Here is a 19,632-nt window from a genome sequence, read left to right as displayed (position 1 = left end):
TCACATCCTCTGGCGTATCCATCTTTAGTTTCCTGTTGATGCGGTAACGACCAACATCGCCAAGATCATAACGCTTATCAGAGAAAAACAAACGGTCGATAATACCCCTTGCCGTTTCTTCATCAGGTGGTTCTGCGTTACGCAATGCACGATAGATGTTTTCTACAGCTTCTTTTTCTGAATTGGCCGTATCCTTTTGTAACGTATTATAAATAATGGTATAATCTGCCTGGCTTGCTCCATCTTCTTTTGAAAGAATAATGGTTTTTACGCCAGCATCAATAACCATATCAATGTGGTCTTCTTCTAAAACGGTTTCTCTCTCAAGAATAACCTCGTTGCGATCGATAGATACAACTTCACCTGTATCCTCATCAACGAAATCCTCTACCCATTTTTTCAATACCCTGGCAGCTAACTTACGACCAATGTATTTCTTCAACCCCGATTTGCTAACTTTTACTTCATCCGCAAGATCAAAAAGTTCTAGGATATCCTTATCAGAATCGTAACCGATTGCCCTTAACAAGGTAGTAACAGGAAATTTCTTTTTCCTATCAATGTACGCGTACATTACGTTGTTTACATCTGTTGCAAATTCTATCCAAGAACCCTTGAAAGGAATCACACGTGCTGAATATAATTTGGTACCGTTTGTGTGGCGGCTTTGACCGAAAAACACACCCGGCGAACGGTGCAATTGGGAAACAATTACACGCTCTGCACCATTAATTACAAACGTTCCTTTCGGCGTCATGTAGGGAATGGTACCCAAATAAACATCTTGGATAATGGTTTCAAAATCCTCATGCTCAACATCGTTACACGACAGCTTAAGCTTCGCTTTTAACGGAACATTGTACGTTAAGCCACGTTCTATACATTCATGTATATCATATCGTGGCGGATCTACAAAATAATCCAGAAACTCTAACACGAAGATGTTCCTAGAATCTGTAATCGGGAAATTCTCTGCAAACACCTTAAATAAACCTTCGCTAGAGCGATTGTCTGAAGTAGTGTCTATCTGGAAAAATTCTCTAAATGATTGCAATTGCACATCCAGAAAATCAGGATAGTCTAAAATGTGCTTACTCGTTGCAAAATTTACTCTTTGTTCGACTTTCTTTGCCAAGGGACTAAAAGTTTTGTAGTTTAAGAATAAACTAATTGGTTTGGTTTTAGTTAAACCGCCTCATCAACCAAACAAAATGGGGTAGTTACAAACACGTAAAGACACCGACATTTTCAGTCGGTGTCTGATACTTTTTTAGCGAGCTAAAAGGGAGTGATTATTTAATTTCAACTACCGCTCCAGCTTCTTCTAATTGTTTTTTCAATGCTTCTGCTTCGTCTTTAGCAACACCAGTTTTAATTTCTTTTGGTGCACCGTCAACTAAATCTTTTGCTTCTTTCAATCCTAAACCAGTAAGGTCTTTAACAAGTTTTACCACTGCTAATTTAGCACCACCTGCTTCTTTAAGAATTACATCAAAAGTAGTTTTTTCTTCTGGAGCAGCAGGGGCATCGCCACCGGCAGCTGGACCAGCAGCAACTGCAGCAGCTGCAGGCTCTATACCATACTCGTCTTTTAGGATTTGAGCTAATTCGTTAACTTCCTTAACTGTTAAGTTTACCAATTGCTCAGCAAACGCTTTTAAATCTGCCATTGTATTAAGATTTTAAAATTTACGTAAAATAATGTTGTTTAATTTCTTCGAACTTAAGGTGTTCGTTAACCTTCTCTTTCTTGTAGAGTTTTAACAATTCCTGCAATTTTGCCTCCGCTTGATTTAAGCGCAGATATCACATTCTTCGCTGGAGATTGCAACAAGCCAATAATGTCTCCGATAAGCTCTTCTCTCGATTTTAAGCTCACCAAAGTGTCTAACTGGTTGTCTCCAACATATACAGAAGAATCTATAAATGCTGCTTTAAGCAATGGTTTATCTGATGTTTTTCTCAAAGCTTTAATAAGCTTTGCCGGCGCATTTGCCGATTTAGAGAAAAGCAAAGAAGATGAACCTTTAAGGCTTTCGTATATCTCAGAAGCATCGCCATCTAAACCTTCAATCGCTTTGCGAATTAAAGAGTTCTTGGCAACCTTCATGATGATATCGCTTTCAAAACATTTGCGGCGGATGTTGTTAATTTTCGCAACAGAAAGGCTAGAGGTATCTGCAATATAAAAATTGCCATACTCTTGCATTTGTCCTTGTAGTTCTGCAACTACTTCGTTTTTTTCTTCTCTGTTCATAATAATTAGATCCCCGCTACTGATTTAGTTTCAATTGCTATTCCCGGACTCATTGTAGAAGACACATAAATGCTCTTAAAATAAGTTCCTTTTGCTGCAGATGGTTTCAATTTAGAAATAATTTGAAGCACCTCTAAAGCGTTCTCATAAATCTTATCCGCCGAGAATGATACTTTCCCTATCGAAGCGTGGATGATACCTGTTTTATCAACTTTAAAATCAATCTTACCTGCTTTAACCTCTGTAACAGCTTTACCAACATCGTTGGTTACTGTGCCAGATTTTGGATTTGGCATTAAGTTCCTCGGACCTAAAATCCTACCTAACTTACCTACCTTAGCCATACAAGCCGGTGTAGTGATAATAATGTCAACGTCAGTCCAACCACCTTCAATCTTGGCCACATATTCGTCTAAACCTACAAAGTCTGCTCCTGCTGCTCTTGCTTCTTCTTCCTTATCAGGATTTACTAAAGCTAAGACACGTACAGTTTTACCTGTGCCGTGTGGTAAAGTTGCAATCCCACGTACCATTTGATTGGCTTTACGGGGATCTACGCCCAAAGACACATCGATATCTACCGAAGCGTCGAATTTGGTGGTCGTAATTTCTTTTACCAATTCAGCAGCAGCCTGTAAAGTATAAACTTTACCAACTTCTAATTTAGCATGCGCCGTTTTTTGATTTTTAGTTAATTTCGCCACTGTTGTAAACTGTTTAATTAATTAATTAGTCCAGGGTGCATCACCAGAAACGGTAATTCCCATACTGCGTGCCGTACCGGCAACCATTTTCATGGCAGATTCTGAGGTAAATGCGTTCAAATCCGGCATTTTATCCTCTGCAATCGCTTTGATCTGGTCCCAAGTCACCGATCCAACTTTCTTACGATTGGGCTCAGCAGAACCACTTGCCAATTTTGTAGCATCCTTTAACTGGATCGCCACCGGCGGGGTTTTGATGATGAATTCGAATGACTTATCAGCATAAACAGTAATTACAACCGGCAATACTTTACCTGCTTTGTCTTGGGTACGAGCATTAAACTGTTTACAAAACTCCATGATATTTACCCCTTTTGCTCCCAATGCAGGACCAACTGGTGGCGATGGATTTGCAGCTCCGCCTTTGATCTGTAATTTGATCAGTGCACTGACTTCTTTTGCCATTTTTTTGTTAATTGTTATTTAAAACTCAATGTTAATTGTGGAAGCATGTAACATGTAGAACCTCTTAACCAATAATTACAGATTCACTTGACACAACTTGCCCATTAAATCCTTCTTATAAAACCAAAAGGACTGCAAAGATAGATATTATAATGCAGATATACAATAGTTTCGGTAAGATAGTTTAGACACCGAGTCGTTTGGCCGCTAAGCCGTTGAGTTGGCTCGCTGTTGAATTGGTTAGAAGATTAAAAGTTTAGCCCAGAGAAGGTTTTCTCGCGCCATTGTGCGTTTGTGCGAGGAAAGCCCTGTACCGATTTCTTCGATAAAGCAATCTACAAATGGATAATGATAAGACATTTCACAGTAGTTTAAATTTATAAAAACGAAAGATCTGCACTTACCGGCACATTAGACCTAGATTTAATAGGCTAACTGGTATCATTTGCAGCAGGCGTAGGCTAAGTTACGACAAATACAGGAATAAAATTTTGAAAACCGAAGTCTAACATTCCATCGGCAACTGTAGTCCCGCTTTCTGTTACAAGCCAAACAAAAAAGTTTGGGCTTTCCACGCCAATCGGGTTTAGATACAAAGTTAGTTGGTTCTTAGGTCGGGCTGTGTTGCGGAAAAACCTTGCCTGTCTCTATGGACTTGTTTCAGGATAGTTCCAAGTGGGGAGTTTGTTCAATTAAATAGCCCCAAAAAAGGAGGTATAGAAAAGACAACAAAATAGTGGAAATAATGCTTTCTTATTTGCATCTATTAAATTATACGACGTCAATAAAAAAATCAAAAGCTTTTATTTATTTTTAAAATCAGTCTACCGGTTTCTTTCGAAGTTAATGAAATTGATTTATCATTTAAAAAACTTAACTCATACACTTCCACGTGCGCATCCAGATAAATCTCTTTTTGCCAACTTAGCTTTACCAACAATTCAGATTGCTTTCCAAGTAATTTTTTGACCGGAAACAACACGCTGTTATATCCTAAAAACCCGATTTCAAGAAATCCTGTGTTAAAGGCATCATAAAGCATTAGATTACTTTCTCCAATATCGCTCGTGTTCATCAACGCTATTACTTCTTTTTGTTTGTTTGTTAATAGAATCCAAGCCTGCATAGGTTGGTCTTCATCGTCTTTTATCTTGATTAAAACATTGCCCGACGAAAACCCTGCCCCTTTCGATTTGATATGATAATATGATGAATCTTGATTTGGAACTTTCGAATAGTGTAGGATTAGCTTCTTACCATTTATTTGGTACCTACCAACTCCTCTTTTCTCTACGGCCAAGTTTCCCTTAGAACTATAGGTGAACAACCCGTTGGTAAACTTAAATTCAGTAGATCTTTCCGATAATAACTGATTGGAAACTACGTAGTCGCCATTTAACTTCTGACCAAAAACGTTAGAGCAAACCATAACAAAAAATAATACAATTGTGGGTGTCTTCATCTTAAGTTTAAAACGCTAGCAAATCAACTAATCCATAAACATTAATATAGACCATAAGGTATTTCTAAAGATATACTTTTTTCTTTTTTTATACATTACCTGTATTTCCTATAAATAGAATAGAAAACTTTCCTCACAGATGAAAACAATGCCGCTAAAGGGCAATAATTGAAGCTTTACCAATAAAAATTATTTTCTATATTTATCCTCTAAACCAGAAAACCTAAAAATTATGATTATTGGAGCTGTTATTATTGTTGTGCTATTAATATTCGGAATTACTTTTTACAACTCGCTCGTTGGCAAAAAAAACCAAGTAACCAATGCGTTTTCTGCCATTGATGTAATGCTGAAAAAGCGATTTGATTTAATCCCAAATTTAGTTGAGGTGGTAAAACGATACACTAACTACGAGCAAAGTACGCTTACCAAAATTACAGAATTGAGAGCTAAAGCTGTTTCTAGCAATGTAACCGACGCCGAAAAGGCTTCGATTGATGCACAATTAAGCAGTTCGGTAAAAGGCCTGATGGTAAATGTAGAGAACTATCCTGATTTAAAGGCAAACACAAATTTCTTGCAGTTGCAGGGAACGTGGACAGAAAGCGAAGAACAAATTGCGGCAGCAAGGAGAACGTACAATGCGTCCGTTACCGATTACAACAATGCCATTATGATGTTTCCAGGGAATATGTTTGCGGGAATGCTAAATTATTTTCCAATCTCTGTTTTAGCCACCGCCGAAGAAGAACGCAAAAACGTTAGCGCAAAAGACCTATTTAACAGTTAATGCCAGCCGATTTATTTAACGATGCGGCCCTTCAAAACGTATTGGCGACCTTAGAAATTGAACGCGCTAAAATTGCCAAAGTACAAACCAAGGGATACGCCTTAATTGTTGCGGGCATCGTAGTTGGTATTCTAGGAACCACCATTGGGTTTTTGGTACCAGCGCTTATAATTGGTGTGATGAGCGCAATTACCGGCGGCGTTTTCTTATATCGCATTGGCAATGCACTAACCGCTTATAAAGGTGCTTTTAAGCTCAACGTAATTGGTTACGCCCTGAAGTTTCTAGACGAAAGCTTAACCATAAATCCAAATTCGGGAATAGGAGAAAGAGAGTTTATAGACACTCAGCTTTTTACCAATACACCAGATAGATACAGCACAGAAGATTTTGTGAGTGGTAAGGCAGATAAAACATCCTTCTATTTTGCCGAGGTGCATGCCGAATATAAAACAGAAACTACCACCAAAAACGGAACTCAAACTCAATGGCACGAAATATTTAGAGGCATCTTGTTTACAGCCGACTTTAATAAAAATTTTAATGGCGTAACTGTTGTTAGACCTAGAGGTTTTGGCAGCTCCATGAGCGCCTGGTTCTCCAAGAATTTATTTTCTATCAATAGCAAAAATTTAATACAGCTGGAAAATGTTGAATTCGAGAAAACTTTTGTTACCTACGGAGCAGATCAGGTCGAGGCGAGGTACATCTTGACCCCTTCGATGATGGAAAAAATTTTAAAATTAAATGAACAGTCTAGAGATACTATTTCTCTATCATTTATTTATTCAAAAATGTACATTGCTTTTCCGATAGAACGAAACTGTTTTGAGGCGCCGATATTTAAGACTTTGCTTAACCCAAACTTAATTAATGACGATTTAGAAACCATTCGGTTTATGTATGATGTTGTGCGCGAAATGGATCTGAATACTAGGATTTGGAATAAAGCTTAAAGCAGAAAGCTAAAGGCGGAATGAGGTTAAAGGCAGGAAGTTGGACGGTCGGTGCGTTCAAACTCGGTTATTATTCTCTAGAAGAATACTTAACTAAATTGTTGCAGAACTCGCACTATGGTTTGCATCAAGCCTCGCAAAGATGAACGAGATTAGAAAAGTAAAGACTAAAAAACGATGCAAGTACGATTTAATCCCCCCTTCGAATTTTACACCACCCACGTGTGAGACGTTTCGTTCCTCAACGTGACGAGCACTACGAGGGAAGCGTTAACGATAGAAGCGATATACTTTATTTGGCCTCTTAAAGCCAAATAAAGATTTAGCGGATAGCGTGTTAACCCGAGCCGTTGGCGAGCTCATTAATGCTATTAAAAAACATCTTATAGCCTTAATAAACGCCCAAATTAAGATTGGGGAAAAAGCCGAAAACCGAAGCCGAAAATACTTAACTGCATCTTTAGACGCTCGCCTTTCCAAAACAAAAAAGCCTCCGAATTTCGGAAGCTTCACTTTTAAATATTCTGTGAGTCTATTCTTTTTCTACCTGCATGTAGTTAAGTTCTAGCGGAGATTTACGCCCGAAGATTTTAACCATTACCTTTAACTTTTTCTTTTCTTCATTCACTTCCTCTATCACTCCGGTAAAGCCATTAAATGGTCCGTCCATTACTTTAACATTTTCGCCAACAAAGTACGGAACATTCATCATCTCTCCCTGTTCGCTCATCTCATCAACCTTACCTAGAATACGGTTGACTTCTGCTTGACGCATGGGAATAGGATTTCCTTCTTTATCACCCAAAAAGCCTATCACGCTATTTATCCCCTTAATGATGTGCTCTAATTCTCCATCTAAGGTCGTTTCTATCAATACATAACCTGGATAAAAATTGCGCTCTTTCGCAATTTTCTTACCATCTTTCATTTGGTAGTATTTCTCCATAGGAATTAACACTTGTGGAACCAAATGTGAATAACCTAACCGGCTAATCTCTGCATCGATGTACTGTTTTACCTTTTTTTCTTTACCGCTTACAGCTCTCACCACATACCATTTCAACTCGCTCATCAGTAAAATTAGTTAAGGGTTTTATAATAAGTATCTAAGACGAAGGTAGATCCTTTATCCATCGCAAAAATAACCATCGCGATGATAAGCGATGCGATGAGCACAATCACTGCGGAATTTTGCAATTCGCCCCAAGTATTCCAAGTTACTTTCTCGGTCATTTCTTCATAAGATTCTTTTATGAAGTCTACTACTTTAGCCATCTTTATGTTTTTGAATGATGTGATGTTTGTTAAGGTAATAAAAGATAGATTTGCACTTATATTCTTTATCTACCTCAATCCTCAATCTATTGGCACGGGAACAAGGATTCGAACCCTGATCAAAGGTTTTGGAGACCTCTATTCTACCATTGAACTATTCCCGTGTTTAGCAATGCAAAGTTCTTGTTTATGTGCTCAAGAACTTTGCTTTACTATTATTCCTTAAACCTTTTAAGCTGTTTAAGTACTACTTAACAATTTCAGTTACCTGTCCAGCACCTACAGTTCTACCACCCTCGCGGATAGCGAAACGTAAACCTTTTTCCATTGCGATTGCGTTGATCAATTTTACACTGATGGTAACGTTATCACCTGGCATAACCATTTCTGTTCCTTCTGGTAACGAGATTTCTCCTGTTACATCTGTTGTACGGAAATAGAATTGCGGACGGTATTTGTTGAAAAATGGCGTGTGACGACCACCTTCTGCTTTAGACAAAACGTAAATTTCACCTTTAAAGTCTGTGTGTGGAGTTACAGAACCTGGTTTACAAATTACCATACCTCTACGGATATCAGTTTTTTCTATACCACGTAACAATAAACCTACGTTATCTCCAGCTTCACCGTAATCTAATATTTTACGGAACATCTCTACGCCTGTAACAGTAGATTTTAAGTTTTCTGCACCCATACCCAAAATCTCTACTGGATCTCCAGAGTTAACCACACCACGCTCAATACGGCCAGTTGCTACTGTACCACGACCTGTGATAGAGAAAACATCTTCTACCGGCATTAAAAATGGAAGCTCAGTTAAACGTGGAGGAATTGGAATGTAGTTATCTACAGCATCCATCAATTCCATAATTTTACCAACCCATTTTGGATCGCCGTTTAAGCCACCCAAAGCAGAGCCTTGAATTACTGGAATGTCATCACCAGGGAAATCATAGAACGACAATAATTCGCGAATTTCCATCTCTACTAATTCTAGCAATTCTGGATCATCAACCATATCCACTTTGTTCATGAAAACAACCAATGTTGGTACACCTACCTGACGTGCCAACAAAATGTGCTCACGAGTTTGCGGCATTGGACCATCAGTAGCTGCAACAACGATAATTGCACCGTCCATTTGAGCCGCACCAGTAACCATGTTTTTCACATAATCCGCGTGACCAGGACAATCTACGTGCGCATAGTGACGTTTTGCAGTAGAATATTCTACGTGAGAAGTGTTGATAGTAATACCCCTTTCTTTCTCTTCAGGAGCTGAATCAATAGATTCGAATGAACGCGCCACAGATAAGCCAGCATCAGCCAAAACTTTCGAGATAGCTGCTGTTAAAGTTGTTTTACCGTGATCTACGTGACCGATGGTACCGATGTTTAAGTGCGGCTTGCTGCGGTCAAATTTTTCTTTTGCCATTTTATTTATAACTAATTAGTAGGTTAAACTGTATTATTTTCTTTTTTTAATCCTTAAATTTTACAACACAAAAAACCTTGTCGGTTCTGTGCGTCTAAACAGAGTTAACAAAGTATTTTTTGAGCCAACTATGGGAATTGAACCCATGACCTCTTCCTTACCAAGGAAGTGCTCTACCGCTGAGCTAAGTCGGCTAATATTCGCTCATCGGTTTTTCTGTCAATCAATCGGGATTTGAAATCACCGAAGGATTACCACTGAACTACCAAGAGCGGAAGACGAGGTTCGAACTCGCGACCTATAGCTTGGAAGGCTATCGCTCTACCAACTGAGCTACTTCCGCTTTTTTTGATTTAAAATTCTAAAAAGATGATCTGCGACTGTTAAAATCAACCAAATCCAAACCTTTAAAATCTACCATCCATTTTAACAACTAACCAATAAAAATCTTAGATTGATATTTTCAATCTAAAATCACCTATCTACAGTTGCGATTCCAATTGTGGGGAGAGAAGGATTCGAACCTTCGAAATCTTGCGATAACAGAGTTACAGTCTGTCCCATTTGGCCGCTCTGGAATCTCCCCAAACAAATTCTAGATCTTTAAACTGCGATTTAAGACTACATCTTACCAATCGTCAATGTAACATCTAACATTGTAAATAAATAGAGCCTCCTATCGGGATCGAACCAATGACCTACTGATTACAAGTCAGTTGCTCTACCAGCTGAGCTAAGGAGGCTTTTAACGAAACGGTCTAAAAAAATCAAAACGTTTCTTATCGTGTTATTTAATCTAAATCTTTAAAAGAACAATCCGTTTCTACAGGCATTAACACCCTTTCTGAAACGGAATGCAAATCTACACATTTAAACTTCTATTCAAAATAAATTTCAAAAAAAATAGCGGGATTTTCTACCCGCTATTTTCTATAAAAATTAACGTAAACTATTTGCTTGTAATTCAGTTCTTTCACTCTTTTCCAAATACTTATTTAAAATATTGGTATGCAAAAATTAAAGCAACAGACAGAATAGCCAATGATAGTTTTAAATAATTATACCTTGGATTTTTGATTTGAGGTTGATTCATTAAAAAGATTGAAGTGAGCCCTATCAGCATTATGGGTATCAAAATCGTCATTTTAACAGCAAAAGTCATTTTCCATAATTGGGTTGCAATTAAAAAAAGAAAAAATGGTACAATTCCTAACATTCTCAAAATATATATCTTGTTCATAATAGTAAGCATTAGTTTATAGTGGGTTGATTATTTTGGCATCCCCCGGCATCAATATTGCAATTGTCTCCAGCTGCTAGTTGATATGCAATAGCCGCGCCGTGGCAAATTGCTCCTATGATCACTGTCAAATCAGCGGCAACGCAAGCAATATGTGCAGCGGTAGCAGTCGATGCCACGATTACCAAACAATTTCTTCTTTGTCTTTCACAGTCGTTCTGAGCTAGCGAAACAGAACCTTTCACGCTACTAAGCTTGTTTATCGCCGTGGTGCTACTTAGTTTATTGGAGCTGTTCATTGCTTTAATAGCTATATCCTTTACAGCATTTTGACCCAATTTACTAAATTGGTATTCTTCTTTAAGCCGCAATATAGTTTCATCTTGATTCTTTACAAAAGCTGAATATGCAGTAAAATTTTTGAACCCCAAAATAACGGAGAATTTTTCTAAATCTGCCGTAGTTGGATTTTGTTTTGTAATTAGAGCTAAAGCCTCCTTTGCGTCATCGCTAGATTTTACATTCTCGAATATGCTTAAATTCTGTTGAATAACATCTTTAAACCGAATATCGTCCTTAAGTTGCTCAATTGGCTTAAATGTTTTTTCAGACTTCTTACACGAATAATAGACTGTTGAGGTAAAAAGAAGTGCAATTAAAAACAGAATTGTTTTGAATTGTTTTGAATTGTTTTGAATTGTTTTGAATTTTCTTCATCTTATTTTAATTTGTTTATTTAATTAAATGATAATTTTCAAAAAAACTAAAGTTAATTCTAATTTTTTACACCAACCACCGGTAATTTTACACGAAACCCTCGAAATAGCTATTAAATTAAAAACTCTACCAACCACAAAGGCATCCCAAATAGAGATGCCTTTGCTGTAATTAATTCTTTTTTATGTTACTCGCTACTCTACCTCTATTTCGCTTAAAATAGCTTTATGCTCGCTCAATTTGCTTCTCGTTTTTGCTTTATGCTTGTTTATCTGTTTTTTTAAACATTCTATTGCTAAATCAGTTGCCTCTTCGAATGTTTTGCATTGATGTTTGGAAAAAAATGTTCCACCTGGTACGATAAGTTTGATCTCACTTATTTTATTGGCCTCGTTGTCTACATTTTCTAATTTAAGGTAAACCTCCCCGCTTATAATCTGGTCGTAGAATTGGTCAAGCTTGTCAGCTTTTTTTTGTATAAAATCTAACAACTTAACATCTGCATTAAAGTGAATTGATTGAACTCCAATTTTCATTTTTCCTCCTTTTTTAGGCCTTTGGATGGGCTTGTTTATAAATTGATTTTAATCTTTCTATGGAATTATGGGTGTACACCTGCGTTGCCGCCAAACTTGCGTGTCCTAACAGCTCTTTAATTGCGTTAAGGTCTGCGCCGTTGTTGAGCAAACTCGTTGCGTAGCTGTGCCGCAGCACATGCGGGCTTTTCTTATCATTTGTAGTTACGAGACTTAAGTAGGCTGTCACAATCCGATAGATTAATTTAGGGTAAGCAGGCATTCCTTTATCTGTAACGATGAGCGCGTCAACATTGTTGCCGAAACGCTGTATCTTCTTAGTTGCAATAAAATCTTGTATTTCTAGCGCTAGGGTTTTGGTTATCGGAACTACCCGTTCCTTATTTCTCTTACCAAGGACCTTTATTGTTTGCTCATAAATATTAAGGTCGCTTTCGCGGATGCCGAGCAGTTCGGCCAACCGTATCCCCGTTCCAAACAGCAACTCTATCACTAGATGATCGCGTTTTTGGGGAAAGCCACCCTCAAAAATGGTTTCAGAATCTAACAAAGCGTCCATCTTTCCTGCGTCCACAAAAACCGGAAGCCGTTTGGGTATTTTTGGCGCCTTGATCAATGCAGCAGGATTACTCCCTATTTTACCCTCGCGAAGCAAAAATTTGTAAAAACTGCGCAGTGTAGATATTTTACGGTTTACGGTATTTTCAGAAAAGCCCATTTCCATCAACTGCATCATATAATTGCGGATGTAAGTTGGCTTTACCTCTAAAAAACCAAGCTCAAAAGTAACCGCCAAATACGCTTCGAATGCGCTTAAATCTTTTGAATAAGAAGCTAAGGTATGTGGAGAGTACCGCTTTTCGTGAGATAGATAAGTGAGGAAACTTTTTAGCTGCATGAAAAGAAATTTCGGTTGTTAATATAAATTGAAGTTAATGTTTTTTAAGAGTTTAACAAACCAAATGGCTAAATAAATTTTACATATAACGGTTAAAAATTAACCAGCCTTGAAGTGTAATATCTTGCGCTGAAGTAAGGGCAATGGAAAACAATGCTGTTCCTCAATTCAAATTCTCAAAAATCGAATTGATATTTTTTCTAGGAAGTCTACAATATAAAGGTAGCACGTAAAATACCCATGCGACCTCTTAATTGGTAGCTGCTAACAGAAAATTGGTTAGATGAAAGCCGAAAGAGGTCGTAGGTTTTGATATTTGCCACATTGGTTAGGTCAAACTCTAAGTCTGTTCGCCATTTTAAGAGTTTGTAGCGGATTTTAGTATCCAAAAAAAGATAATTTATAGTTGATATATCGGATTGTTGGCTATGTATGTGCCTGCCTTTTACCAAGAACAATAAACGGTTATTGGGTGTAAAGCCCAAAGAAACATTTTGATCAAATCTTTTAGTCTTGTTATTCAGGTTAATATTTATTGCTTGTTTGGTAATCTGCTTACTTGAATTCCATAACCCATTGCCCGCATAACTAAATATTATTTTCCCGAACAGCTTGCTATCTATAGTTGCGTTTAAGCTAAAGCTATTGTTAAGGAAAGAAAGTTGAGCACTATTAATGAATTGATTGTAGCGTGCACTGTTCCAAGAGGATTTTAAGGAAACAGTAGCTTTGAGCGCAAACAAATACTTGCTTAAACCCGCATTTGCAGAAAGCATGCTTTGATCGTTTTTGTAAGGCAAAAGCACTGTTCGTTGTATATCTTCGGTGAGTTCTGAGGAGAGAATGGAGTTGGCTTTTATTTTATTATAGCTAAGCCCTGCATTGATAAAAAGCATAATGATAGACCGTTGAAAATTATAGAACAGTCCAGAACCCGATGAGTATTTTTGTTGAACACCTGCCGTATTGGTAAATATAGAGCGGTAATTGGTAAGAATTGCACCTCTATAGACATCAGAAATTGTACCCACACTATTATTAAAACTAAAGTTTGCAGAAATGTAGTCTTCAGAATTTACGAAGAGTTTTATACCAACATTAGGATTTATAAAAACCTGATTTTTTCCACTATCTAATTGGTAAGCTTGCTGTTGGTAATGAATGACTTGAGCAGTTAACGGAAGTGATAAACTTGCTTGCCACCTTTTTTTTTTTATGTAATAATTTGCATCGAAGGATATGCGATCCCTTTTCCAGCTTAAATTATTGCCAAAATCGCCCGTGTAATCGGTTGTTTTGCCATTTAGTTGTGTCAAGTTCAACTCAGAATTTAGCGTTTGGCGTTCGTTAATCAGTCCAATCTGGTAGTTCTGTTTAATTAGATGTTCACCCGTAATTCGATAAGCCAACTTTGCGCTACTATAAAAAGTGGGTATGGTAGCATATTGGCCAATTGCTGCATACGGCAGGCCATTATTTAGCACATCCTGACTAAGGCTAGCAAAAATATTGAGATTTTGAGGCCTATTAAAATAGCTCAGAAACCACCGTACATCAATAATATTTTTATTTTTTATTGCGGGAATAAAGCTAAAATCATTAGAAAAACTATACGCATGTGCATTTAAGTTTTGATTAAACGCCTTGCCATTAAAGTCTATAAAACTACTATTATCTGCTTCGCTAGCATTAAAGCTGAGCCTGTTGTTGAGGAAGTAGCTGTTCTTATTTACCATAGCAGTAAGCGCTGTTTGGATTTCACGGGGCTTATTAACGGCACTTTGTAATTCGCTAAACCTAATCGTATCGCCCAGAAAATAATTAGCAACTTGGTTACTATAATTAAGTGTATTTCGATCTATAAATGTTTGGATATTGGTTTTGAGCTGCAAGCCATTTTTTAAGTTATACAAATTATTGGCATTAAACAGGGCCGTTTTATTAAAGTAATAATTTTCCTTCGGTAGATCTGGATTACCAACGGTACCTGCAGAGAGAAGTGCTGCTGGTTTGGCATTACTTACGTTGCTTACCAAGCCAGAGGTACCCAGCTGTGCAAAATCCTTAAGATAATCTACACCACTATTATTTGCTTGTAGTGAGTTGAGCATCTTAAATTTTTTATTAAAAATTATGGCATTTAACGCACCATCAAACTGTTCTGGCAAGCCCGCTCCAAGCGTGGCCTGCCCGCCAAGCTTTAAACTATTTTCGTTCTTAAGCACTAAATTTATGGCCACATTATCTGTTAAGACTTTATCTTTTAAAACCTTAATGGGTTGATGATGCTGCATTACATCCACGCTTTTAATCATTTCTTTGGTGATTACTTTTGTAGCCAAACCATATCGACCATCCATCAAATCATCACCCTGAATAAAAAGATTTCTTATTGCCTTTCCGTTGTAAGAAATCTGGCCGCTTTCAGCTACACTTACGCCGGGTAAACGCCTAATTACATCACCGATACTACGGTCTTCGGGTTGAGAAAATGAAGCTACATCGTAACTTAGGGTATCTCCAATAGAAATTATTTGCGGTTTTGGCCTAATCTTTATTTCTTTAAGATCTATGGCCTGGTCTTCCATGGTGAAATTGTAAACATCTTTACCTTCTACCAATTGTTGTTGTGATTTTTTGTAGCCCAAACGGCTTGCCTCTATCCACAAAAATGCTTTACCAAGTGTATCGGGGAGGAAAAGAACATAGCTGCCATCAACTTCGCTTTGTTTATAGCGTAGAACATAGCCCCCACTGTTTTTTAAAGAAATGACTACATAAGGCAGGACTGTACCATCAGTGGCTTTTACAACACCATAAACCTTTTTCTGCGCATTACAATATCCTATAAAAAATAGGGAGATGGAAAAAGCTAGAAAAAAAGAATAGAAAAGTTTTTTTTTCAGCATCCAGAATGCGTTAATTAGATTTGGTTAGCTCTAGCGGATTGCGTTTTTGTTGCTTTAAATCTTTTCTATAGGCTTCAAATAATTTTCTACCTTCTCCTCCTCCATGAAAATTTCCTTTTTCATCTATAAAGGTAATTTGTGCTGTTGCAGTACTGCCAATGGGCATTTGACTTTGGCTAACAGCAATGGGATCATCTTCGAAAGCCACGGTTGCCCGGTTTAAGTCTTTTTCGCTAACTCTAACTATTATGGTAATGCGCGCAGCAGTACTTTCCTCACTATCGCTTTTATTTAATTCTTTTGCTAAAAAAGATACTTCTGCTTTTGCATCCACTGCTTCTAAAATCAGACCTGGCAAACCTGATAATTTCCATGGACCACATTTAAAAGGAAGCGACGGGGCAAACCAAGCAATATACGTGCGCCCAGCATAGCTGCCAACTGCTTTTTGGCAAGAATAGCCTAATATTTCTTTCTTTTCTTCATATAATTTCCAATTTATGGTTGGTAATTTACTTTCGACCAAGTAATTATAAGACCCAAGTTTAACTATTCTAATCAGTTTAGCTGCCGCCGGCTGTTGTAACAGATCAAAATCTTGCACCCCCTTACTGTCTACAAAAACCATAGGTATAAAGCCAAAACTACCACTACTTTTATTTGCACTGCCACTGCTGCCACCGCCGCCACCACTACTTTTTATTGGGGTTGGGTTTTTAAATTTTAATTCCTCCGTCCAACTGTTATACCTGCTTTCGGTTTTACCCAAATGCAAGATCATTTCTTCTTGGTAAGGTTTGCTGGGCTTGTTTAAATCGTTAACGTGTTTAAATTGATAAATAACATTTAGGATGACCGGTTCGCCTTTTTGACCAAAACCTTTAACAGCAATTAGAGAGATTGCGAGGATCAATATTGTTTGAATTTTCATAAATACGGTTGATTTAATAAATTAAAAAGGTGATTATTCACTTGGTATTGATCATATCAAAGTATGAATCCTTAATGTTATCAGAAAGAGTTGGGTCCCCTACTAGCAACACCAAATTGTTTTTATCTACAAGTACAGTATTGTTATTAGGCGACGGATTTAAAAATTTATTCTTCTTAAAAAATTGATTTTTAGTATCAAAATAAAATGGAAGAGGCAATTTGGGAATATCTTTTTTCTCGCATAAGTATTTTAACAGTTCGTAATTATCTTGGCTTTGACATATTAAAATTACCGGTATATCGTATTTCTCTAGTTTAATTGCAATTTTAGCCCAATTTTTAATGTTAGTTAAGCAAGAAGAACAAGATACATCTATAAAACCATAGATTTTCAAAGGTCGCTTTGCTAATTCATTAACATCTATACCATGCGTATTAAATGGATTATAAACCTCTAAGCTATCTGGCAGAACTACTGTTTCTACTTTTTTCTCTGATTCAGGTTGCTTTTGGGTGTTTTTATGATTTTGACTATTGTTACAGTATGAAAACGAAACGATTATCAGTAGAAAAGAAACGAGATTGAAGGAGGCTTTATAAACTTTCATCATTTTAAATTTTGGTAGTTACTATAAATTTCGAGACTACATCGTAAGCATATAATGTTTTATCATCATTACTTACGGTAAAACCGGAAATGTAACGATCTAAATTTAATTTCTTCATGGGTTGTCCTTCCCAATTATATACGTACAATGTTTTAGCATAATCAATATAGTTGCTATCTCTATTGTTACCCGAATATAAAGCGTAAATGTTCTTATTTGTTGCCATAACCCGAACAAAGCCATACCTACTTTTTTCGTTCCGTTGAATTAAATCTTTGTTTTCGTCGGATTTAAAAAATGCAAATTCTATTTTGTAATTTTCTGGCCCTTTAACCTTAACACTTTTATGGCTTTCCAAATCAAAAATTTCAATATTGTCATTAAATCGATTAGCCAAAACAACTTTGTTTTGCGTTCGGTTTAAAGCCATAAAAGCTTCATTGGCTCGTTTCCAGGCATAAAATGGGATGCTCTTTGGCAAACCATCAAGTACACCAAAGTCGGCTACAATTTTACCTGAATTTAGATTAACTTCTTGTATTTTATTTGGAGTTTGATAATTGCCGTTAGCAACTATTTTCTTATCGCTTAGAAATTGGATGTTATAGTATTTTTCGGTAAATGGATACTCTTTGTAAACAATAGCATCGGCAGATGATGACGAACCGTTTAAATCCGCAAAAATAATCTTATTTAAGATAATGTCGTACATCCATAAAGAATTTTTATAAATGCCAGCAGATAAAGAGCCTAAACCTTGGCCTTTACCGCGGCCATGTGGCATATATTTATTAATGTTTTGCTTCGATTGTAAACCATATTCATAAAAAAAATACCCCCCCTGTCCTCTCCAATCATAAGCGATTAATGAAGTATCAGTTAAATACAACCTACTAACTACTCCATTATCATATTTAATTAAATTATGTAAAGCAACGTTTTGTTGTTTAGGGAACTTAGAAAAAATTACAGTGCGTTCTGTTTTTACTTTCTTTGCATTTTTGCAACCACAAAAAAATACAAGTATTATTAAGAAATATCTAAACATATTCGGAATCAAATAATCGTTAAACTCGTTAGCAGGTGATTTATGTAAAAGTTACTATCAACTTCACATAAATTATAGTATCAGGTATTATTTTCAACAGGAAACAAATTTTTAATCTAGCTTAATGTCTTCAGAGATTTGCACATGCGGTAAAAAATATTATTTGTAACAAATGTCCCGGGTTATTTGCTACAAATAATATTAAACACGATTTAGGGAATATCTTATTATTGTGGCGCAGGCACGTCTCTTACACCTGCACAGGTAGAACCTTGCTGTGGTTCGCAGCCAAGAACGATTGCACTTCCATTTTGACATGAAGAACCTTCAGCACCTGATCCCCAACAGCCGGAGAAATACATAGTATCCTTTGCTACGCGAACAGAAATGCTACTAGCCCTTGATGGCTTAAAACAACGCTAATGCGGCAACGAGCAATACAGATTTTGTTAACTTTTTCATAAAATTATTTGGTTTAAGTTATACTGATTACCTTAATGTAATATAATGTAAAATAATGTAATGTAATGTAATGTAATGTAATGTAACATAAACTTTACAAAAAAAATGCTTCAAAATAAATTGAAGGCCCCAGAAGTATAGGACAAACGAAAACTTAAAAACTACTTCTTGATTCATATTTGGAACGTAAGTAAACTATATGCTGAGGGTTGAAACCCGCAACTATGATATCTTCGGAGACGCTAAGCATCTATGAATAAAATTGTGAGACTGATAATCGTTTAAGAATCAACGAATTTGGGAACTGACCTCTGATTCCGATCACCGTTTTTCAAAACAAAAAAATGCCCCCAATAAAATTGGAGGCACCTAATTATGGAGTAAACAGCAATTATAAAGCTGCTTCTTGATTCATATTTTGAACGTAAACAGCATGTTTTACTTCAGTACGACGAGCTACGGATTTCTTTTCGTAAGCTTGGCGACTACGTAATTCTCTTAATACGCCTGTTTTCTCGAATTTCTTCTTGAAACGTTTCAAGGCTTTATCCAAAGATTCGCCGTCTTTAATGTTGATCATAATCATAACGCTGAAATACCTCCTTTCGTGGTTTTTAAATTTTGCCCTCTTATCGGGGATGCAAATATAGAAAAAAGAATTATGAAATATTATAGCTGACTTAATTTTATTGGCACATAAGTATCAATAAGCTTGATCATCTTTTGGATGCGACAAGTTCCTCCTTAAAAATAAGGAGCGCAGTTATATTGTGTTCTTAAAGCCTAGTATCAAATCGCTCTGCACCCAGTCTTTATTCCTTGCCCTTTAATCCGTTTTGCTTGGCACCTCGCTAGCGCTCCCGATTGTAATGACATCCTTCCTTTGGTTTTTACCAAAGGAAGATACAATGAAAAGCGGGTAAAAGCGCCCAAAAAC

General features: G+C 36.8%; 19 protein-coding genes, 5 tRNA genes and 1 pseudogene. 2 read left to right on the top strand and 23 right to left on the bottom strand.

Annotated features, from left to right (window positions below; translation table 11 throughout):
• The 6 genes and pseudogenes from rpoB to ACVWYG_RS17965 all read right to left on the bottom strand — a co-directional run.
• Positions 1–1,135, bottom strand: a pseudogene (rpoB, locus tag ACVWYG_RS17990) (DNA-directed RNA polymerase subunit beta); the annotation flags it as partial.
• Positions 1,136–1,292: 157 nt separating this feature from the next.
• The gene (gene rplL / locus ACVWYG_RS17985; protein WP_457272233.1) at positions 1,293–1,670 is read right to left on the bottom strand and encodes a 50S ribosomal protein L7/L12; all 378 of its coding nucleotides are present in this window, start codon (positions 1,668–1,670) and stop codon (positions 1,293–1,295) included.
• A 65-nt stretch (positions 1,671–1,735) separates the two neighbouring features.
• Complete coding sequence (gene rplJ, locus ACVWYG_RS17980; protein WP_457272231.1) at positions 1,736–2,257, bottom strand: 50S ribosomal protein L10; 522 nt, start codon at positions 2,255–2,257, stop codon at positions 1,736–1,738.
• A gap of 5 nt (positions 2,258–2,262) precedes the next feature.
• Positions 2,263–2,961, bottom strand: coding sequence for a 50S ribosomal protein L1 (rplA, locus tag ACVWYG_RS17975; RefSeq protein ID WP_457272229.1), 699 nt, complete (start codon positions 2,959–2,961; stop codon positions 2,263–2,265).
• A 21-nt stretch (positions 2,962–2,982) separates the two neighbouring features.
• A complete protein-coding gene (gene rplK, locus ACVWYG_RS17970; RefSeq protein ID WP_457272228.1) occupies positions 2,983–3,426 on the bottom strand; it encodes a 50S ribosomal protein L11 in 444 nt (147 codons plus the stop codon).
• A 793-nt stretch (positions 3,427–4,219) separates the two neighbouring features.
• Complete coding sequence (locus tag ACVWYG_RS17965) at positions 4,220–4,888, bottom strand: hypothetical protein (RefSeq protein ID WP_457272226.1); 669 nt, start codon at positions 4,886–4,888, stop codon at positions 4,220–4,222.
• A 232-nt stretch (positions 4,889–5,120) separates the two neighbouring features.
• On the opposite strand from ACVWYG_RS17965, the gene ACVWYG_RS17960 reads away from it, so the two are divergent.
• Entirely contained in the window at positions 5,121–5,678 is a 558-nt protein-coding gene (locus ACVWYG_RS17960) for a LemA family protein (RefSeq protein ID WP_457272224.1), read from the top strand.
• Positions 5,678–6,634 (top strand): DUF3137 domain-containing protein, encoded by a 957-nt coding sequence (locus ACVWYG_RS17955; RefSeq protein ID WP_457272222.1) that lies wholly within the window; start codon positions 5,678–5,680, stop codon positions 6,632–6,634. The genes ACVWYG_RS17960 and ACVWYG_RS17955 overlap by 1 nt, the downstream gene beginning before the upstream one ends.
• A 532-nt stretch (positions 6,635–7,166) precedes the next feature.
• Here ACVWYG_RS17955 and nusG read toward each other — a convergent pair.
• The 17 genes from nusG to rpsU form a co-directional block, all read right to left on the bottom strand.
• Positions 7,167–7,706 (bottom strand): transcription termination/antitermination protein NusG, encoded by a 540-nt coding sequence (gene nusG, locus ACVWYG_RS17950; RefSeq protein WP_457272220.1) that lies wholly within the window; start codon positions 7,704–7,706, stop codon positions 7,167–7,169.
• 8 nt (positions 7,707–7,714) lie between these two features.
• Entirely contained in the window at positions 7,715–7,909 is a 195-nt protein-coding gene (gene secE, locus ACVWYG_RS17945; RefSeq protein ID WP_457272218.1) for a preprotein translocase subunit SecE, read from the bottom strand.
• Positions 7,910–7,999: 90 nt separating this feature from the next.
• A tRNA-Trp gene (locus ACVWYG_RS17940) sits at positions 8,000–8,073 on the bottom strand.
• Positions 8,074–8,156: 83 nt separating this feature from the next.
• Positions 8,157–9,344 (bottom strand): elongation factor Tu, encoded by a 1,188-nt coding sequence (gene tuf, locus ACVWYG_RS17935; protein ID WP_457272216.1) that lies wholly within the window; start codon positions 9,342–9,344, stop codon positions 8,157–8,159.
• Positions 9,345–9,466: 122 nt separating this feature from the next.
• Positions 9,467–9,538 (bottom strand) — tRNA-Thr (locus ACVWYG_RS17930).
• Positions 9,539–9,614: 76 nt separating this feature from the next.
• A tRNA-Gly gene (locus ACVWYG_RS17925) sits at positions 9,615–9,687 on the bottom strand.
• Between the two features lie 160 nt (positions 9,688–9,847).
• A tRNA-Tyr gene (locus ACVWYG_RS17920) sits at positions 9,848–9,930 on the bottom strand.
• A gap of 84 nt (positions 9,931–10,014) precedes the next feature.
• Positions 10,015–10,087, bottom strand: a tRNA-Thr gene (locus ACVWYG_RS17915).
• 508 nt (positions 10,088–10,595) lie between these two features.
• Positions 10,596–11,015, bottom strand: a complete 420-nt coding sequence (locus ACVWYG_RS17910; RefSeq protein ID WP_457272214.1) for a hypothetical protein — start codon at positions 11,013–11,015, stop codon at positions 10,596–10,598.
• Between the two features lie 480 nt (positions 11,016–11,495).
• Positions 11,496–11,837 carry a ribosome hibernation-promoting factor, HPF/YfiA family gene (hpf, locus tag ACVWYG_RS17905; protein ID WP_457272212.1) on the bottom strand — a complete coding sequence of 114 codons (342 nt, stop codon included), beginning with the start codon at positions 11,835–11,837 and terminating at the stop codon, positions 11,496–11,498.
• 13 nt (positions 11,838–11,850) lie between these two features.
• A complete protein-coding gene (locus tag ACVWYG_RS17900) occupies positions 11,851–12,735 on the bottom strand; it encodes a tyrosine-type recombinase/integrase (protein WP_457272210.1) in 885 nt (294 codons plus the stop codon).
• A 209-nt stretch (positions 12,736–12,944) separates the two neighbouring features.
• Positions 12,945–15,644 (bottom strand): carboxypeptidase-like regulatory domain-containing protein, encoded by a 2,700-nt coding sequence (locus ACVWYG_RS17895; protein WP_457272208.1) that lies wholly within the window; start codon positions 15,642–15,644, stop codon positions 12,945–12,947.
• A gap of 10 nt (positions 15,645–15,654) precedes the next feature.
• Positions 15,655–16,575, bottom strand: a complete 921-nt coding sequence (locus ACVWYG_RS17890; protein ID WP_457272206.1) for a GLPGLI family protein — start codon at positions 16,573–16,575, stop codon at positions 15,655–15,657.
• A 37-nt stretch (positions 16,576–16,612) separates the two neighbouring features.
• Positions 16,613–17,188: a hypothetical protein gene (locus ACVWYG_RS17885; protein ID WP_457272204.1), complete on the bottom strand. Its 576-nt coding sequence runs from the start codon at positions 17,186–17,188 to the stop codon at positions 16,613–16,615.
• A 1-nt stretch (position 17,189) separates the two neighbouring features.
• Positions 17,190–18,233: a BF3164 family lipoprotein gene (locus ACVWYG_RS17880; protein ID WP_457272202.1), complete on the bottom strand. Its 1,044-nt coding sequence runs from the start codon at positions 18,231–18,233 to the stop codon at positions 17,190–17,192.
• Between the two features lie 227 nt (positions 18,234–18,460).
• Positions 18,461–18,595 carry a hypothetical protein gene (locus ACVWYG_RS17875; protein WP_457272200.1) on the bottom strand — a complete coding sequence of 45 codons (135 nt, stop codon included), beginning with the start codon at positions 18,593–18,595 and terminating at the stop codon, positions 18,461–18,463.
• A gap of 491 nt (positions 18,596–19,086) precedes the next feature.
• Positions 19,087–19,281, bottom strand: a complete 195-nt coding sequence (gene rpsU / locus ACVWYG_RS17870) for a 30S ribosomal protein S21 (RefSeq protein WP_457272198.1) — start codon at positions 19,279–19,281, stop codon at positions 19,087–19,089.
• Positions 19,282–19,632 lie beyond the last annotated feature (351 nt).

The sequence above is a fragment of the Pedobacter sp. UYEF25 genome (assembly GCF_054061655.1).
The sequence above is the reverse complement of the archived record's forward strand: the minus strand, read 5'-3'. Positions and strand labels throughout refer to the sequence as shown.

Coding starts and splice junctions, on each gene's coding strand:
- rplL (WP_457272233.1), bottom strand. CDS start 1,670: ATGGCAGATTTAAAAGCGTTTGCTGAGCAATTGGTAAACTTAACAGTT.
- rplJ (WP_457272231.1), bottom strand. CDS start 2,257: ATGAACAGAGAAGAAAAAAACGAAGTAGTTGCAGAACTACAAGGACAA.
- rplK (WP_457272228.1), bottom strand. CDS start 3,426: ATGGCAAAAGAAGTCAGTGCACTGATCAAATTACAGATCAAAGGCGGA.
- ACVWYG_RS17965 (WP_457272226.1), bottom strand. CDS start 4,888: ATGAAGACACCCACAATTGTATTATTTTTTGTTATGGTTTGCTCTAAC.
- ACVWYG_RS17960 (WP_457272224.1), top strand. CDS start 5,121: ATGATTATTGGAGCTGTTATTATTGTTGTGCTATTAATATTCGGAATT.
- ACVWYG_RS17955 (WP_457272222.1), top strand. CDS start 5,678: ATGCCAGCCGATTTATTTAACGATGCGGCCCTTCAAAACGTATTGGCG.
- nusG (WP_457272220.1), bottom strand. CDS start 7,706: ATGAGCGAGTTGAAATGGTATGTGGTGAGAGCTGTAAGCGGTAAAGAA.
- secE (WP_457272218.1), bottom strand. CDS start 7,909: ATGGCTAAAGTAGTAGACTTCATAAAAGAATCTTATGAAGAAATGACC.
- tuf (WP_457272216.1), bottom strand. CDS start 9,344: ATGGCAAAAGAAAAATTTGACCGCAGCAAGCCGCACTTAAACATCGGT.
- hpf (WP_457272212.1), bottom strand. CDS start 11,837: ATGAAAATTGGAGTTCAATCAATTCACTTTAATGCAGATGTTAAGTTG.
- ACVWYG_RS17900 (WP_457272210.1), bottom strand. CDS start 12,735: ATGCAGCTAAAAAGTTTCCTCACTTATCTATCTCACGAAAAGCGGTAC.
- ACVWYG_RS17895 (WP_457272208.1), bottom strand. CDS start 15,644: ATGCTGAAAAAAAAACTTTTCTATTCTTTTTTTCTAGCTTTTTCCATC.
- ACVWYG_RS17890 (WP_457272206.1), bottom strand. CDS start 16,575: ATGAAAATTCAAACAATATTGATCCTCGCAATCTCTCTAATTGCTGTT.
- ACVWYG_RS17885 (WP_457272204.1), bottom strand. CDS start 17,188: ATGATGAAAGTTTATAAAGCCTCCTTCAATCTCGTTTCTTTTCTACTG.
- ACVWYG_RS17880 (WP_457272202.1), bottom strand. CDS start 18,233: ATGTTTAGATATTTCTTAATAATACTTGTATTTTTTTGTGGTTGCAAA.
- ACVWYG_RS17875 (WP_457272200.1), bottom strand. CDS start 18,595: ATGTATTTCTCCGGCTGTTGGGGATCAGGTGCTGAAGGTTCTTCATGT.
- rpsU (WP_457272198.1), bottom strand. CDS start 19,281: ATGATTATGATCAACATTAAAGACGGCGAATCTTTGGATAAAGCCTTG.